We start from the raw sequence: 15,915 nt of genomic DNA, 5'->3' as shown, positions 1-15,915 counted from the left end.
GGCTTCGAGTTGCCCTGCCCTAGATTCAGATTTCCGATGACCGTCGCCCGATCGCCGAACGCACTGGGACCAGCGTTGCTCAAGTCCTCGATCCGGAACCCACTGCCCCTGCGTGACGTGAAGGAGCGAAGGGTGGGATTGGCGCGAATGAAATCGTCGGGCGAGTCGCGATCATCATTACGCTCGTCGGATACATCTGTCGGGCCTTCCGAATCGCGATGGCCTCTATCGCCCGAGGTCGCCTCGCGCTGCGTACCCTGCTCTGGAACAGCTCGCGACTCCGCTGAATCTGGGCTCTGCGGCGCAGCCGGCGCAGCCGAATCGGCGGCTGGCTCGACCGCCGGCGCACCCGCCTGCACCGCCCCTGTTGCGGACTCCGGGCTCACTGTCGCCCCTGCCGATGAGCTTGTGCATCCCCCGTGCCCCACGCTCGGCCATGGTCACCGAAGACGCTCGGACCGTGGTTGACTACCGAGCCGAAGGCGAATCGGCTGCCACTCGTCGGCTCGGCCCCGGCTCGCTCGGTTCCGCCCAGGTCAGGCCGAGGGGCTGGTGTCGAGGCGTCGACAGATGCGATTGGCGCCGCGTTGACGTTCTCATCGGGAATGAAGATCCAGGCCTCATCGCCGAACGACTTGACGCGAACGCTGACCCGACCGTAACGCTCCTTCCGTATCCCGCTGTACGACTGGCTCACCACGTCCTGATAGATCGTTGAAGACACAATCATCGCTACCGCCGCCTCGGGGAACGAGGCTAACGCCTCCTTCAGCGCGGGCGCCTCCACCAGGCGAGCCGCAGTCACCACTGCTGATCCGGCGTAACCGTTCTCGGTCCTCGTCACAAGTCCCTGATGGAACGCGACCCGCATCCGCACCTGCGCATGCGCGCCGGCATCGCGATTGTGGTCGCGGAGGATCCGGTCGATGGCGGGTACGAGGTCGGCAACAAGCCGAGGCTCGGGCGTCCCGAGGGGAAAGAGCGCGAGTTCCCCATCCCCGGATGATTGGATCTCCCAGCCGTCCCGGTCCAGGCCGCACTGCTCGGCCGCCCTTCGCATGAGCGGGCGGAAGTTCATCTGGGCGTTGATCTGGCCGGCGTCGTCGTGCCGGCTGTAGCTCTCCATGTCGACGAACATGATCAATCTGCGGTCTGGCTGCAGCGTTGCCATTTTGCCTCCGCACGCTCGGCGCTCCTGGTCATGTCACTTATAGCGATGGCCAGCCGTGGGAAACCCGTCGAAGTACGGGTTGTCAGGAAGTAGCTGAGCATGTGTCGGATACGCGAGATCCCATATTCCTACGGACGTCGACGGCACCCCGTTGCCTTCACTGGATGCATGACCACCTCATCGCGCCATGTGAAACACCGCCGGTCCGACATGGAGGTAGATCGGGCACTCGCCGCGACCCGACTACACCAGGACGCCATCCGACACGCCGATGCCAAGATCTCTCGGCTGTTCGCCTTCCACGGCTCGGTGGTGGCGCTCATTGTCAGCAAGGCGCCCGCGGTCTCCCACCTCATGGATTCCCCCGTCCTGTCCATCGTCGTCTCCGGGGTCGGCTCGCTCTTCGTGATCACTCTCCTGATCGCGGCGCGACACCTCGCCATCGGTTTCCGACCACAGACGTCCGGCCCCCGCTCGCCCAACAGGTTCGGGTTCCCAGCGCAGCCGACCGCCCGCATCGAGCCGCCACGCCTCGACGCGGGTCGGGAGGCCATCGAAGCATGGTCTCTGGCAACAGTTCTCGCGAACATCGCACTCAGGAAGCACCGGCGGGTGCAGGCGGCTGTGCCATGGAGCGTGGTGGCGAGTTGCGCCGCCGCAGTTTGGCTGGCCATTGCCCTGATGAGCGATTGAAAGAGGCAGTGCGGGCCTTCTCCCAGGATCCGCAATCAGAAATACTTGCATCCGTTGACTGCCCGTGCCTCATCCGACATGAGCAGGGTTGCCCGCCGACGAACGGGGTGCTGAGGTGCGACGCGACTACGAGCAGCCGCCGACTAGCCTTCGCTGGCCTCCTGGCACGCTGCTCGCGTGTCTCAGCCCGAAGACAAGAGCCAGCCTTCTCACGTTGGGAACAACCGTCTCGGTTAAAGCCGGGGACCACATCTTGCGGGAGGGAACCACCGGTAATCACTTGGTACTGCTCAGGGAAGCCGTAACAAAGGTAACCGTCAACATGGCAGATGGCCGTCAAACGCTCTTGGCGATCCGGGTCTCCGGTGACCTGGTCGGCGAAATCTCCGCGCTCAATGACACCCCACGGACGGCGACGGTCACGACGTGCGGTGCGGGATTGGTCACCGTCATCTACAAGCGAGAGTGGTATCCATTTCTACACGACCAGCCGGAGGCGGCGCTTGCCCTGGCGAGGACCACCGCGGCGCGCTTCCGGTGGGCGAACCGCCGCCGAGTCGACTTCACCGCCTACCCGGCAAAGATCCGCCTGGCACGCGTTCTGGCCGAGCTCTCGACGGCGCACGGTGAGCCCATCAGCGACGGACGCACCGTCGGTGTGGCGCTGACTCAGCCGGAGTTGGCGTCACTCTGCGGTGCTGCGGAGCCTACGGTCGAGAAGGCCCTCCGCGAACTGCGGCACGCGGGAGTCATTCGGACCGGCTACCGGCAGATCGTCGTTCACGATCTGGCGCAGCTGCAACGTGTCGGCCACCTGGGAGACAGCGGTCCACACTGGTCTGCAGGTGCCAACTGACCCCCGTGCGGCTCACCGACACCGGCCAACCCGAGCTGCCGAGCGGTCGATCATCCGGTCCAGCCGAACCGCCACCTCACCCTGCCGACTGGGGCGCGCCTCCCTCGTGCTCGCCGGTTGAGGCCGCCAGGGCGACGTTCACATCCGCTACAGGCTGTTGACGGCCTGGGAGACGCGCAGCACGGCGTCGGCGACGGCGGTCACCGTTCCGGCGCCTGCCAGCAGGGCCGGTAGCAGGCCGCGGATGCCCTCCACGTTGGGGCGGGGCTCGGCGGCGTACGCCGCAGCCGTGCTCGCCAACTGGGTCAGCCGTTCGGCCTCACGAACCTCCGTCCGGTGCTTCGCGATCTCGTCGACCAGGGCAGCGACGAGCCCGGAAAGGTCCGAGCCTCGACTGAAATCGTTGCTCCGGTTGTGCACCTGCGCGTGGTCACCGAAGACGTTCGCCTCACCGTTGATGTCGCCGCTGAAGTTGAACTGACTCACTGACTCGTCCTTCCGGGTCGCCCGCTGACCGGGTCTGCGGGACACCAACCGATCAGTCCGTCTGGTCGTCGCGATCGACATTCGTCACGCGTCCGTGGCTTCCGAAGATGTTGCCCCGGCCGGACACCTCTCCGATGTTGGTGATGTTGTTGATGATCCGCTGCTTTCCGGCGGCTATCTCGGACGTGTCGATGCCCTTGTCCGTCAGGAACGCGACCAGACAGTCGATCACTCCGCGCTGCATCCGCAACAGACAGTCGCGCACATCGGCGACTTCGAAATAGCTCTCGATGCTCGTGCTGGCCGCGAGTTCCCGGGCGCTGAACGGCGCCCCGTAGTCGTAGCGCCGCCCTTCCTGGAGCGCCTCGTAGTGATGCTGCGCCCGTTCCTCGTGCGCCTCGGCTAGGTCGATGCCCCGGTCCGCGCGCAGGAACAGCTGGGCGAGGTAGGTGCGCCACGCCGCGAGGGCGAGGGCCGAGGTGGTCGAGCGCCCGTGCAGCGGGCTCAGATCCTCCCCGAACAGGCCGTAGAAACCGGTGGCGGGCGCGGAGTCGCGACGGACGGGCGGCAGCACGAAGGCGGCGAACTCGCAGGACAGAATGCCCTGGTCGAGGGTGTAGCGGGCGAAGAGGGTGACGACGATCTGGCCACCGACGAGACTCTTCGCCAGACATACGTACGTCCTGGCCTGCTCCCCCGGCGCGTCGCTGCCCAGATCAACCCAGGACGTTTCCAGTCGGGACGGCGGGCGTACCTCGTCAGGGTGGAACAACCCCTCACAATCCGGCAGCACGTCCCCCCGCACGTAGATCCGCTTGGTGACCTCGATGTCGCTGAGCCCGAGCCGTGACCGGGCGAGCCGGATCAGATCGTCGTGCAGGTCGCGGATGGAGAAGGTCGCGGGTGGTCGCGTGCCGTCTTGATTCTTTTCTCGACCGCGGCTGACGTCGATGGGTGGCAGGGCCCAGCGGCCGATCTCGGTGCCGCTGCCGACGAACGGGTTGTCCGCGGCAACCTCGAAGACGATCATGTTGGCGTCCTGCAGGGCGGCGAGCTCGTCCTCCAGCTCGGACTCGACCTCTGGCGCCTGGGCGGCCAGCGCCTCCTCCTCCGCCATGGCGCCGATCGCCGCCGCGCGGGTCTCCTGGAGGCTGAGGAAGGTGGTGCGCCAGCCGACCCCGCACGCCACCGCGATGAGCGGCAGCGTGAGCAGCGCCGTCACCGGCCCGTCACGCCAGAGGAGCAGGATGCCCAGCCCGACCAGACCGAGTAGCGCGTAACGCGTCATCGCGACCGCGTCGTACAGCCTCCGCCAATGGGTGTCGGCCGCCTGGGCGTGGCGCACCAGCGCAACCGCGTCCACCCCGAAAGAGGGACACCATGCCTTCGGGTTGTCGAGGCTGTACAGCAGCAACACCTGTGCCGCCAGCGGCGGACGCAGATGCATGGCGCAGCACATCTGCCGGCTGGCCAGGTCCTTCGGCACCGAGGGCAGCGTCGACCCTCCGCCGCTACGGCCGCTCAGTGGGTCGGCAACGTCTTTCGCACTGACACTTCTGGGAATTGACGGTGCCATGTCGAGACAGTAATTCCCGCCCTGTCAATTCGCTGTCCTCGATCTTTCAGTACCGGACCGCAGCGGGGGAATCCCCGTCCAGGCCCACATCTGCAACGCGTGCCGGTCGATGAGGTCGATGTTGAGCTGTCGGGCCATCTGGATGCCGTCGCCGGCGGTGAAGAAACTGTTTGTCACGAGCAGGCAGATCTCGCCACCGTGGATCACCCGGCAGGTGCCGGCGAACCGCTGGATCGCGGCGCTGCCCACCCGGTTGGTGACGCTCTGCCGCTTGCACTGCACCACGACCCGTCGGCCGTCGGGGGCTGCCGCGGTGACGTCGGCTCCCCGGTCGGCGGAGCCGCCGCACACCCGCACGTCGCGGAACCCGGAGGCGACCAGGAGCCGGGCGAACCACTGCTCGAACTCGGGGCCGCTCATCGTGTCGGTCACCGCTATCAACCGGTCCCGTTGGGCCTGGTCGGCCCGCTCGCGGGCCCGCTGCGTCGACACCATGACAACCACCGCGACCGCCGTCGCGACGACGACGCTCACCAGCAGCGCGGTCCAGTATGGATGGCGGCGCACGACGTCGACGACCGCGCGCAGGAGCACGAAGGCGATGACGGCACCCAGCGCCAGCAGCCAGCCGTTGGCCGAGCCGCCGCCACCGGCCACGCGGCGGACCGTCGACCTGTGCCGAACACTGCCGGCGCGCCGCCGTCGGTAGTGCGCCCGAACTCGCGCGCCGCCCTTCCTGGTGTGTGACCTGACGTACGGCACGAGGCACCTCCCCGGTCGAGGAAGCCCCAGTGTGGCGGCCGCGTGCGACACAACCGCTGTCGCTGCACCACTGACGGCGTCGGCGCGCTCGATGGTGGGATGAGCGCAAGCAGGCTCGGCCCGCCAGGACACCCCGCCCGCAGAGGACCCCGTCAGGTCCGGCGGGTCGCCAGGATGGCGAGGGTTTCCCGGCGCACCTCGTCGACCTCGTGCACGAGGCGGCGGTGGGCGAAGCGGACCACCAGGATTCCGATCGCCGCCAGGAGGGCATCGCGGCGCAGGTCGATCTCCCGCTGGCGTGGGTTGCCGTGGATGGTCGCCCCGTCGAGTTCGATGTTGACCCGTTCCCGCTCGGCGAACATGTCGAGGTACACCGTGCGCCGCCCGACACGGACCGGCACCTGCCGGTGAAACGCCGGCATTCCGGACCCGGTGAAGACGTGCTCGTGCCCCCAGATTTCCAACGGGCTGCGGCAGCCGTCGGCAAGCCTCGTCAGCAGATGCCGGAACGCCGCCCGATCGATCAGCTTGGGCACCCGCTCCAGTGCTGCCGACAACCGCTCGGGTGTGGTCAGCCGGTCGTTGACCGCTCGGATCACCGGCGTCCGCCGGTCGGCGGGCGGCAACGTCGGCCAGGAGTCGACGAGCGACTGTTCGAGGCGGGTGACCCTCAGCCCTCGCCGGACGACCACCTGCGGCGGCTCGATGGTGAGGCTCCGGCGTCGGTGGACGATCACTCCAGGCCGACTGCGCAGACCGCTGCTCGCTGGTGCGCTCAGGTGCACGAGGTCACCGACCGCCTGCGGGTGCAACCCCCACACGGCGAGCGCACTGAGATGACTGAGCGCGCCGTTTCCGCCAGCCCAGGCGAGAGCAGCCCGCAGACTCAGGGCACTGTCGAGTCGACTCAGGACCGGGACACCGGGTCGCCCACCGACGAGGTGCGCCGCCACGAACACCTCGGGCAGCACCCGGACCAATTCGCCGTTGCGACAAGCCTGCCGAACCGTCCACGACGGCACCACCTGCCCGGCCGCCCCGAACGTCACCAGCCCCGCGCCACGTTCGACGAGTTCCCGAAGCACCAGGTTCACGCACAGAACCGTGAAGCCCCACCCAGCCCTCCGCAACCACACCAGCAGGCCCTCTGTGGACAGCCGCCACCCTGTGCACAACGCCCCACCACGGCCCAGGTGTGCTACGTCAGGTGATCGGTGGCAGTTGAGGAGGGCTGGCGTCGGCGTGTCGAGTCGCTGAGCCGCCAACGATCACGAAACGCCGGCTCAGGACGGGACGTCGCGGTGGCGGAAGGCGGCCACGCCGACGGCGAGCAGGGCCACGGCCACCGCCGCCAGCACCACCAGGGGAAGCGCCGCCGGGTGAACGGCGGGCACGGCCGGCACATGGGTGTACGGCGAGACGTTGAGCGCGGCCTGCGGCAGCTCCAACACCGCGCCGAGCTGCCCGAGGAGCAGGAAGACCAGCAGCGCCATCCAGGACAGCACCACCGACCAGCGGGGCAGCAGCCCGAAGAGCGCGGTCACCACCCCGGCGACCACGAGCAGGGCGGGCAGGCGCAGCAGCGCGGCGCCGCCCAGCTCGACGGCCTGCCCGAGCGGGTCGCCGATGACGATGCCGTAGCCGAGGCCGGTGGTCACGCCGGCGAGCAGCAGCAGGGCCACCGCGCCGAGCGTCGCGGCGAGCACCTGGGTGCCGAGCCAGCGGGTGCGGCTGACCGCCGTCGCGAGGGCGGCCTCCAACACCCCGTCGGCCTCGTCGCCGCGGACCCGGAGCAGGGCCTGCACGACGTACGCGCCGATGGTCAGCGCGAAGAGGCCGAGCATCGCGGTCAGGTACGCCTTGATCAGGTCGTCCCCGCCGCCCATCGCGTTTATCGCTTCGGCGGCGGCCGGGTTCGCGTCGATCATGTCGTTGAACTCATCGGCGGCGACACCCATGGGCAGGCCGAGCGCGGCCACCCCGACGGCCCAGCCGAGCAGCGTGCCGCGCTGCGTCCGCCAGGCCAGCCCGGTGGGGCTGAGCAGCAGTGGCGCGCCGGTCGCCGGGCCGCGTCGGGGGGCGATCAGCCCGGCGCCCTGGTCGCGTCGCTCGGCGAGGGCGTACGCCAGCGCCACCCCGGCGAGCAGCAGCGCGACGGGCAGGGCGAGCACCCACCAGCGTTCGCCGTCGAAGGCGCGGACCTGGTTGCCCCAGCCGAGCGGGGAGATCCACGACGGCCAGGCGCTGCGGACCCGGGTGCCGTCGGCGCTCTGCTCGCCGAGCACGTCGCCGGCGGCGCGCAGCACGAAGGAGAGCCCGACGGTGGCGGCGGCGAGCGCGTTGGCGCCGCGCGCGGTGACGGAGAGTTGGGCGGTGACGGCGGCGATCGCGGTGAAGGCGACCCCGACGCCGCCGATCGCTGCCGCTGCCGCGACGGAACCGGCGAGCGGCAGACCGGCACCGACCAGCGCGACCGCGAGCAGCGCGGCGGCCAGTGCGTTAGCGGCGACGATGACGAGCAGCGCGGCGGTCAGCGGCGCGTACCGGCCGACGACGTTGGCGCCGAGCAGTTCGGCGCGGCCGGTCTCCTCGTTCTGGCGGGTGTGCCGGGTCACCGCGAAGGTGCTCAGCAGCGCGACGATCAGGGCCAGCGTCACGTACGTCTCGGCGACCACCACCGCACCGAGGTCGGTGCCGTGGATGGGGCCGTTGAAGGCGCGGGCGACCAGGCTGGACGCCGACGTGGTGGCGTAGCCCAGCCGGGCGTCCTGGTCCGGGTAGATGCCGGCGACGCTGCCGGCGAGGGCGTAGCCGAGCAGGGGCGTGCCGAGGATCCAGATGGCCAGGCGGATCCGGTCGCGACGCAGGACGAGCCGGGCCAGCCGGGTCGTGCCGGTGAGGGCGCTCACCGGGCACCCGCCTGCGGTACGTCGGCCTGCGTGTCGGCGTGCGAGCCCTCGCCGGCCGGAGCAGCACCCGCGGCAGGACCGTGGGCCGGCCCAGCACCCGTGCCAGGAGCACCAGCCGACCCGGCACGGTCGGCGGGACCATCGGCCGACGCCGCAGCCGCGGCGGAGGCGTCGCCGTAGTGGCGCAGGAAGAGCTGTTCCAGGGTGGGTGGCGTGCTGGTCAGCGCGCGGACGCCGAAGCCGATGAGGTGCCCGAGCAGTTCGTCGAGGTGGGCGGGCTCCACTTCCAGGTGGGTGCGGCCGTCGACCTCGTGCACGTCGTGCACGCCGGGGAGCGCGTCCAGGCCGGTGACCGGGCGGGCGGTCTCGACGGTCACCGCCGTGCGGGTGAGGTGGCGCAGCTCGGTGAGGGTGCCGGATTCGACGGTGCGGCCCTCGCGGATGATGCTGACCCGGTCGCAGAGCGCCTCGACCTCGGCGAGCACGTGACTGGAGAGCAGCACTGTGGCGCCGGCCTGCTTGACCCGCCGGACCTCGTCCTGGAACACCGCCTCCATCAGGGGGTCGAGACCGGAGGTCGGTTCGTCGAGCACGTACAGCTCCACCGGGGAGGAGAAGGCGGCGACGATGGCGACCTTCTGCCGGTTGCCCTTGGAGTAGGTGCGGCAGCGGCGGGTCGGGTCCAGGTCGAAGCGGTGCAGCAACTCGTCGCGGCGGCGCCGGTCGAGGCCGCCGCGCAGCTGACCGAGCAGGTCGATGGCTTCCCCGCCGGTGAGGTTGGGCCAGAGGTTGACGTCTCCCGGCACGTACGCCAGCCGGCGGTGCAGGCGGACCGCGTCGCGCCACGGGTCGGCGCCGAGCACCTGGGCGTCGCCGGAGTCGCGGCGGAGCAGCCCGAGCAGGATGCGAATGGTGGTGGACTTTCCCGAGCCGTTGGGGCCGAGGAAGCCGTGCACCTCCCCCCGCTCGACGTGCAGGTCCAGCCCGTCGAGCGCCCGGATGGCGCCGAACGTCTTGACCAGGTTGCCGATGGAGATGACGGGCATGGCCCCTCCTGCTGTTGGCTGCTTCGTCGACCACCCTCACTGTACTGACCGTTGGTCAGTGGAATCAACGGTGATCGTGCCCACCGGTCAGGACGTCGCTAGGCTGGCCGGCATGACCGCCGATCCCGCGGACGACACCCGCACCCGGATCCTGCGCGCCGCGCTCGACCTGTTCGCCGAACACGGCTACCAGCGCACCTCGCTGCGTCAGATCGGCGAGCGGCTGCGGCTGACCAAGACCGCGATCCTGTACCACTTTCCGGCCAAGGAGCATCTGCTCGCCGCCCTGATCGAGCCGCTGCTGGCCGACCTGGAGAGGCTGCTCGACGCCGCCCAGGGACAGCCGACCGACCAGGCCCGGTGGACGGTGCTGGAGGGCTGGGTGGACGTCATGCTCGCCCACCGCCGGCCACTCGGCATGCTCTTCCACGACATCGCGCTGGTCGGCCGGGGCGACACGTACCACCGGCTGATGGTGATCGCGATGCGGGCCAACGACCTCATCGCGGGGCCGGACGCCGGGCGTCGGGAGCGGGTCCGGGCGGTGCAGGCGGTGGCAGCCTGCAGCGATCCGATCGTCTTCTTCACCGACGTGTCTGACGAGGTGCTGCGCGCCGACATGCTCGACGGCGTACGCCGCCTGCTGACCACAGCGGCCGCGGACGCCGCTTATCCGCCGGACGCCGACGCGGCGGGCGTAGCCGTGCGCCCTGCGGACCCGGCGGCCGCGGCTCTGGCCCCCGCGAGCCGGCCGGACGCGGCGCCGGGCGGCGGGACGGCTGCCCGTCGGCGGCGGCCGGGACGACCTCCGGCGCTGGGTCGGGAGCAGGTCGAGGCGGCCCGGCGGATGCACGAGGCGGGCACCCATTCGGTGGACGCCATCGCCACCGCGCTGGGTGTCTCGCGGGCCACCGTCTACCGGCACCTGACCGCGCCATAACGAGACAGTTCTAAGAACGTTTTGAGATTGTTGTGAGCCGGGGGCTGGCCGGCAGGTGTCAGGCCGCCAGGGTGGCGTAGCGGCCGTTGCGGTCCAGCAGGCTGTCGTGGGTGCCGGCCTCGACGATCCGGCCGTGGTCGAGCACCGCGATCTGGTCGGCGTCGCGGATCGTGGAGAGCCGGTGCGCGATGGTGATCGTGGTGCGGCCCTGGGCGAGCACGTCGAACGCCCGCTGCACGGCGCGTTCGGTCTCGGTGTCCAACGCGCTGGTGGCCTCGTCGAGGACCAGGATGCGCGGGTCACGCAGCAGCGTCCGGGCGATGGCCAGGCGCTGCTTCTCGCCGCCGGAGAACCGGTGCCCGCGCGAGCCGACCATGGTGTCGTACCCGTCGGGCAACCCGGCGATCAGGTCGTGGATCTGGGCGGCGCGGGCGGCGTCCTCGATTTCGGCGTCGGTGACGTCCGGCCGGGCGTAGCGCAGGTTCTCCCGCACTGTGGTGTGCAGCAGGTACGTCTCCTGGCTGACCACGCCGACGATCGCGGCCAGATCGGCCAGGCGCAGGTCGCGTAGGTCGACGCCGTCGACGGTGATCCGGCCGGCGGTCGGGTCGTGCAGCCGGCTGACCAGCCCGGCGAGGGTGCTCTTGCCGGAGCCGGTCTCGCCGACCAGGGCGAGGCTGGTGCCGGCGGGCACGTCCAGGGTGATCCCGGCGAGGGCGGCGGTGTCGCTGGCCGGGTAGCCGAAGGTGACGTCTTCCAGGCGCAGGTGACCGCGCACCCGGGCGGGGTCGAGGCGGACCGGATCGGCGGGGTCGGCCACGTCGACCGGCAGGTCCAGGTATTCGAAGATCCGGGCGAACAGCGCCAGCGACGCGGTGAGCGAGACGCCCACGTTGAGCAGGCCCATCAGCGGGCGGAACAGGCCGCCCTGCAGGGCCGTGAAGGCGACCAGGGTGCCGATGCTCAGCGTCCCGGCGGTGCCGGGCAGTCCGGCGGCGAGGTAGATGACCGCCGGTACGGCGGCGAAGATGATGCTCATCGAGGCCATCCGCCAGCGGCCGGCCAGCTCACTGCGCAGCTCCAGGTCGACCAGTCGCTCCGAGGAGGCGGTGAAACGGTCGATCAGCGCGGGGCCGGTGCCGAGGGTCTTGGCGAGCTGTACGCCGCTGATCGACAGGCCCTCCTCGACGGTGACGTTGAGGTCGGCGAGTTCGCGTTGCCGCTGGGCGGTGATCTCGCGACGCATCCGGGCGACCCGACGGGTCAGCCAGATGGCCGGCGGCAGCACCACGAGCGAGACCAGGGAGAGCTGCCAGGAGAGCGCGACCATGGCGACGGCGGTGGCGACCACCGTGGTGAGGTTGGCCGCGACGGCGGTGGCGGTGGAGGTGACCACCGACTGCATGCCGCCGATGTCGTTGGTGATGCGGGACTGCACCTCGCCGGTGCGGGTGCGGGTGAAGAAGCCCAGCGACTGGCGCTGAAGGTGGCTGAAGACGTCGGTGCGCAGCCGGTGCATGACCCGCTGGCCGACCTGGGTGGAGATCCAGGTCTGTACGACGCCGAGCGCGGAGGTCACCGCCGCGACGGCGACCATGCCGAGGACCAGCCAGACCAGCAGCGTCACGTCGCCCTGCGGCAGGGCCCGGTCGATCACGGCACGCAGCAGGAACGGGCTGGCCATCGCGATGATCGAGGAGGCCACGATGATCGCGGTGACGGCGGCCAGGGCGGGCCGGTGGGGGGTGAACAGGCGACCGATGCGGCGCAGGGAGACCTGACTGGCCTGCGTCTTCTCTTCGGCGCTGACGGTGCGGTGGCCGCGGTCGCGGCCCATCGGGGTGGGTTCCAAGGGGGTGCTGCCTTTCGTCGACGATATTGCTGAGGTTACCTCATCATGAGGTAGCAACCACATCTCCTGCTACCGTATTCCGGTGACCGAGCACACCGCCGACAGCGCCGACGACGAGAGCCTGGCGGAGACGTTCTGGGCGGTGGCGTCCCGGCTGCGCCGGCAGGCCCGGGACTCGCTGGCACCCTGGGACATCACCCCCAGCCAGTCCCGGGCGCTGCGCGTGCTGACCCGGCACGGCGAGGTGCGACCCGGCACCCTCGCCGAGCATCTGCGCATCGCGCCGCGCTCGGCGACCGAGGTCGTCGACGACCTGCAGACCCGCGGCCTGGTCGAGCGTCGGCCCGACCCGGCCGACCGGCGGGCGACCCTGGTCGCGCTCACCGAGGAGGGCGACCGGGTCAGCACCGCCATCCGGGCCGCCCGCCGGGCCGAGGCGGACCGCTTCTTCGGCCACCTCGACGACACCGACCGAGACGAGCTGGCCCGCATCCTGCGCACTCTGCTCGACTGAGCCGCCCGCGCGGGATCACCTGCGGGTTTGTCGGCCCGATGCGCGGGTAGCCAGCGGCCCGTTCCCACCGGGCCCCGCCACCACCAGTCGGGGAGACCTGACAGGAGGGGCCATGTCTGCCCTGGACCAGCACCGCAACGCCTGATGTGCGGGATCAGCGGGGAGGCACGGTTCGACGGCCGCTCTCCCGACGCGGCGGCGGTCAGCCGGATGTCCGAGGCGATGCGCTCACGCGGCCCGGACGACGAGGGCCTGTTCGCCGACGGCTGGGTGACCCTCGGGCACCGCCGGCTGACCATCATCGACCTGTCCGACGCCGGTGGGCAGCCGATGGTCCGCGACGATCTGGGCCTGGCGCTGGTCTTCAACGGCTGCATCTACAACTACCCGCAGCTGCGCGAGGAGTTGCAGAACGCCGGGTACGCCTTTCACTCCACCAGCGACACCGAGGTGATCCTGGTGGCGTACGCACACTGGGGTGAACGTTTCGTCGACCACCTGGTCGGCATGTTCGCGATCGGGCTGGTCGACCGGGCCCGGCGGCGGTTGATCCTGGCCCGCGACCGGCTCGGCATCAAACCGCTCTACCTCGCCGAGACACCGGGGCGGCTCCGGTTCGCCTCCACCCTGCCCGCGCTGCTGGCCGCCGGCGACGTGGACACCGGCATCGACCCGGTGGCGCTGCACCACTACCTCTCCTGGCACTCCATCGTGCCCGCCCCACGCACCGTGCTGCGCGGCGTACGCAAGCTGCCGCCGGCCACAGTGCGGGTGATCGAGGCGGACGGACGCAGCCGTGAGGAGGTCTACTGGCGGCCCGACTACGTGCGGGAACCCGCCGACGCGGGGATGGACGCCGCCGACTGGCGGACCGCGATCGGCGACGCGCTGCGCGCGGCCGTACGCCGACGACTGGTCGCCGACGTGCCGGTGGGGGTCCTGCTCTCCGGCGGACTGGACTCCAGCCTCATCGTGGCGCTGCTCGCCGAGGCCGGCCAGCGACACCTGCGCACGTTCAGCATCGGCTTCGACAGCCACGGCGGCGAGTCCGGCGACGAGTTCCACTACTCGGACCTGGTGGCCCGCGCGTTCGACACCGACCACCACCGGATCCGACTCGCCGACGGCGACCTGGTGCCCGCCGTCCGACGGGCCGTGCTGGCGATGACCGAGCCGATGGGCAGCCACGACGTGGTCGCCTTCCACCTGCTCTCCGAACAGGTCGCGCAACACGTGAAGGTGGCCCAGTCGGGGCAGGGGGCCGACGAGGTGTTCGCCGGCTACGGCTACCACCAGCCACTGGTCGACGCGCCCCGGCACGGGGCCGCCGAGACGTTCGCCGCCGCGTTCTTCGACCGCGACCACGACGAGCTGCGCCGCATCGTCGACCCGGCGTACGCGCTGGAGCAGGACGCCAGCCGGGACCTGCTCACCGGCCACCTCGGCGCGCCCGGGGCGCAGACCGCGCTGGACGCCGTGCTGCGCCTGGACACCCACCTGATGCTCCCCGACGACCCGGTCAAGCGGGTGGACAGCATGAGCATGGCGTGGGGCCTGGAGGTGCGTACGCCCTTTCTCGACCAGGATCTGGTCACCCTGGCCGCGCACTGCCCACCGGAGCACAAGGTCGCCCAGGGCGGCAAGGGCGTGCTCAAGGAGGTGGCCCGGGAGGTGCTGCCCGCCGAGGTGATCGACCGGCCCAAGGGCTACTTTCCGGTGCCGGCGCTGCGCAACGTGGACGGCCCGGTGCGCGAGATGGTCGCCGAGGCGTTGCAGGCGCCGGTCGCCCGCGAGCGGGGACTGTTCCGCCCGGAGTACGTGGCGCACCTGCTCGCCGAGCCGGACCGGGCGCAGGCGGCGGCCGGGAGCAACAAACTGTGGCAGCTCGGTCTGCTGGAGCTGTGGCTGCAGACGCACGACATCAGCTGAACCGTCGTCCGCCGCCATCGGCGGGCGGTCAGCTGGCGGCGGTGCGGGTGATCAGGTCGTCGAGGACCAGGCGCAGGTCCCCGTCGCGCTCCAGCACCTGCCGCTGCCGGGTCGCGCCGGTGCCGTCCCGGCGGAGCCGGGCGAGTTGCGCCACCACGTACCCCAGGTCGCCGTGGCGCAGCAGGGCCGGGGCGATCACCGCCATCAGTTCGTCGACGAGCGCCCAGGCCGGGCGGGTACCGCCGGCCCGCAGGTCGATCAGCTCGCCGTCGAGGCCGTCGTGGGCGGCCCGCCAGTGCGCCGCGGCGACCAGGCAGTCCCGGACGTTCGGGGCGTCGACCCCGGCGCGGACGTCGTCGGCGAGGGTGGCCACCAGGGACCGGACCAGCGCGGCGACCAGCACCGCGTCGTCCACCGCGGTGCAGACGTCGCCGACCCGCACCTCCACGGTGGGGTACGCCGACGACGGCCGGGCGTACCAGTAGACCATCGCCGCGTCGAGCATGATGCCGGCGGCGATCAGCTCGCCGACGGTGCGGTCGTAGTCGGCGACGGAGTCGAAGTACGGCGTCGGGCCGATGCTGGGCCACCGCTCCAACTGCATGGAGCGCCAACTGGCGTGCCCGGTGTCGTACCCGTCGTGCAGCGGGGAGTTGGTGGTGATCGCCTGCACCACCGGCAGCCACACCCGCAGGTGGTTGCAGACCTGCACGGCCAGTTCCCGGTCGGGCAGCCCGACGTGCACGTGGCAGCCGCACACCGCCGGGTCGTGCGCCACCGGCCCGTACCGGCGGGACATCGCGTGGTAGCGCGGTTCGTCGGGCACGGTCCGGTGCGGTTCGGCCACCGGGGTGGCGCCGACCGCCACCAGTCGGGCCCCGGCGGCCGTGGCGGCCTCGGCGGCGGAGCGGCGCAGCGCCACCAGGTGCGCGCGCAGCTCGGTGAGGTCGGCGCAGACCGGGGTGACCATCTCCACCATGCTGTGCCGGAACTCCTGGCGGCTCTGGTCGCGGGCGGTGCCGCTCAGCGCGGCGAGCACCCGGTCGGCGACCGGCAGGTTCCGGCCGCTGTCCGGGTCGAGCAGCAGGTACTCCTCCTCCACGCCGAGCGTGAGGATGGACAGGTCGGGCACGGTGTCGACGGCGGTCGGACGGTAGGCCATGACCCCTCCCCATACCCTG

Annotated in this window: 13 protein-coding genes and 1 pseudogene; 5 read left to right on the top strand and 9 right to left on the bottom strand. The window is 70.9% G+C overall.

Going from position 1 to position 15,915, the window contains the following annotated elements:
- Positions 1-382: 382 nt before the first annotated feature.
- Positions 383-1,171: a nucleotidyl cyclase domain-containing protein gene (locus tag AB0C03_RS06330; protein ID WP_357634904.1), complete on the bottom strand. Its 789-nt coding sequence runs from the start codon at positions 1,169-1,171 to the stop codon at positions 383-385.
- Between the two features lie 168 nt (positions 1,172-1,339).
- On the opposite strand from AB0C03_RS06330, the gene AB0C03_RS06325 reads away from it, so the two are divergent.
- Together AB0C03_RS06325 and AB0C03_RS06320 are read left to right on the top strand one after the other, a co-directional pair.
- A complete protein-coding gene (locus AB0C03_RS06325) occupies positions 1,340-1,864 on the top strand; it encodes a Pycsar system effector family protein (protein WP_357634901.1) in 525 nt (174 codons plus the stop codon).
- A gap of 214 nt (positions 1,865-2,078) precedes the next feature.
- Positions 2,079-2,720 (top strand): Crp/Fnr family transcriptional regulator, encoded by a 642-nt coding sequence (locus tag AB0C03_RS06320; RefSeq protein WP_247680830.1) that lies wholly within the window; start codon positions 2,079-2,081, stop codon positions 2,718-2,720.
- Positions 2,721-2,867: 147 nt separating this feature from the next.
- Here AB0C03_RS06320 and AB0C03_RS06315 read toward each other — a convergent pair whose 3' ends face one another.
- From AB0C03_RS06315 to AB0C03_RS06290, 6 genes and pseudogenes are all read right to left on the bottom strand, one after another.
- Entirely contained in the window at positions 2,868-3,206 is a 339-nt protein-coding gene (locus AB0C03_RS06315; protein ID WP_210857908.1) for a hypothetical protein, read from the bottom strand.
- A 52-nt stretch (positions 3,207-3,258) separates the two neighbouring features.
- Complete coding sequence (locus AB0C03_RS06310; RefSeq protein WP_357634898.1) at positions 3,259-4,692, bottom strand: AbeC-like domain-containing protein; 1,434 nt, start codon at positions 4,690-4,692, stop codon at positions 3,259-3,261.
- 114 nt (positions 4,693-4,806) lie between these two features.
- Positions 4,807-5,439, bottom strand: coding sequence for a restriction endonuclease (locus tag AB0C03_RS06305; RefSeq protein WP_357634895.1), 633 nt, complete (start codon positions 5,437-5,439; stop codon positions 4,807-4,809).
- A 257-nt stretch (positions 5,440-5,696) separates the two neighbouring features.
- The gene (locus tag AB0C03_RS06300) at positions 5,697-6,638 is read right to left on the bottom strand and encodes an endonuclease domain-containing protein (RefSeq protein ID WP_357634892.1); all 942 of its coding nucleotides are present in this window, start codon (positions 6,636-6,638) and stop codon (positions 5,697-5,699) included.
- A 189-nt stretch (positions 6,639-6,827) separates the two neighbouring features.
- Positions 6,828-8,453 (bottom strand): ABC transporter permease, encoded by a 1,626-nt coding sequence (locus tag AB0C03_RS06295; RefSeq protein WP_357634890.1) that lies wholly within the window; start codon positions 8,451-8,453, stop codon positions 6,828-6,830.
- Between the two features lie 122 nt (positions 8,454-8,575).
- Positions 8,576-9,499, bottom strand: a pseudogene (locus AB0C03_RS06290) (ABC transporter ATP-binding protein); the annotation flags it as partial.
- A 112-nt stretch (positions 9,500-9,611) separates the two neighbouring features.
- Here AB0C03_RS06290 and AB0C03_RS06285 point away from each other — a divergent pair.
- On the top strand, positions 9,612-10,439 hold the full coding sequence (locus AB0C03_RS06285) for a TetR family transcriptional regulator (protein WP_030327450.1): 828 nt from the start codon (positions 9,612-9,614) through the stop codon (positions 10,437-10,439).
- A 58-nt stretch (positions 10,440-10,497) separates the two neighbouring features.
- Here AB0C03_RS06285 and AB0C03_RS06280 read toward each other — a convergent pair whose 3' ends face one another.
- The gene (locus AB0C03_RS06280) at positions 10,498-12,276 is read right to left on the bottom strand and encodes an ABC transporter ATP-binding protein (RefSeq protein WP_357635509.1); all 1,779 of its coding nucleotides are present in this window, start codon (positions 12,274-12,276) and stop codon (positions 10,498-10,500) included.
- A gap of 97 nt (positions 12,277-12,373) precedes the next feature.
- On the opposite strand from AB0C03_RS06280, the gene AB0C03_RS06275 reads away from it, so the two are divergent.
- Together AB0C03_RS06275 and AB0C03_RS06270 are read left to right on the top strand one after the other, a co-directional pair.
- Complete coding sequence (locus AB0C03_RS06275) at positions 12,374-12,805, top strand: MarR family winged helix-turn-helix transcriptional regulator (RefSeq protein ID WP_030327447.1); 432 nt, start codon at positions 12,374-12,376, stop codon at positions 12,803-12,805.
- A gap of 144 nt (positions 12,806-12,949) precedes the next feature.
- A complete protein-coding gene (locus AB0C03_RS06270; protein WP_210866052.1) occupies positions 12,950-14,734 on the top strand; it encodes an N-acetylglutaminylglutamine amidotransferase in 1,785 nt (594 codons plus the stop codon).
- Positions 14,735-14,762: 28 nt separating this feature from the next.
- On the opposite strand, the gene AB0C03_RS06265 is transcribed toward AB0C03_RS06270, so the two are convergent.
- Positions 14,763-15,896, bottom strand: coding sequence for a carboxylate-amine ligase (locus AB0C03_RS06265; RefSeq protein ID WP_357634885.1), 1,134 nt, complete (start codon positions 15,894-15,896; stop codon positions 14,763-14,765).
- Positions 15,897-15,915: the final 19 nt, after the last annotated feature.

It is taken from the genome of Micromonospora parva (genome assembly GCF_040649675.1).
In the GTDB taxonomy this organism is placed as follows: Bacteria; Actinomycetota; Actinomycetes; order Mycobacteriales; family Micromonosporaceae; genus Micromonospora; species Micromonospora parva.
This window is presented reverse-complemented; position numbering and strand designations above follow the sequence as displayed.

Bases quoted from the DNA above. Each gene is read 5' to 3' on its own strand.
- AB0C03_RS06265 (WP_357634885.1), bottom strand. From the start codon at position 15,896: ATGGCCTACCGTCCGACCGCCGTCGACACCGTGCCCGACCTGTCCATC.
- AB0C03_RS06325 (WP_357634901.1), top strand. From the start codon at position 1,340: ATGACCACCTCATCGCGCCATGTGAAACACCGCCGGTCCGACATGGAG.
- AB0C03_RS06270 (WP_210866052.1), top strand. From the start codon at position 12,950: ATGTGCGGGATCAGCGGGGAGGCACGGTTCGACGGCCGCTCTCCCGAC.
- AB0C03_RS06285 (WP_030327450.1), top strand. From the start codon at position 9,612: ATGACCGCCGATCCCGCGGACGACACCCGCACCCGGATCCTGCGCGCC.
- AB0C03_RS06330 (WP_357634904.1), bottom strand. From the start codon at position 1,171: ATGGCAACGCTGCAGCCAGACCGCAGATTGATCATGTTCGTCGACATG.
- AB0C03_RS06280 (WP_357635509.1), bottom strand. From the start codon at position 12,276: ATGGGCCGCGACCGCGGCCACCGCACCGTCAGCGCCGAAGAGAAGACG.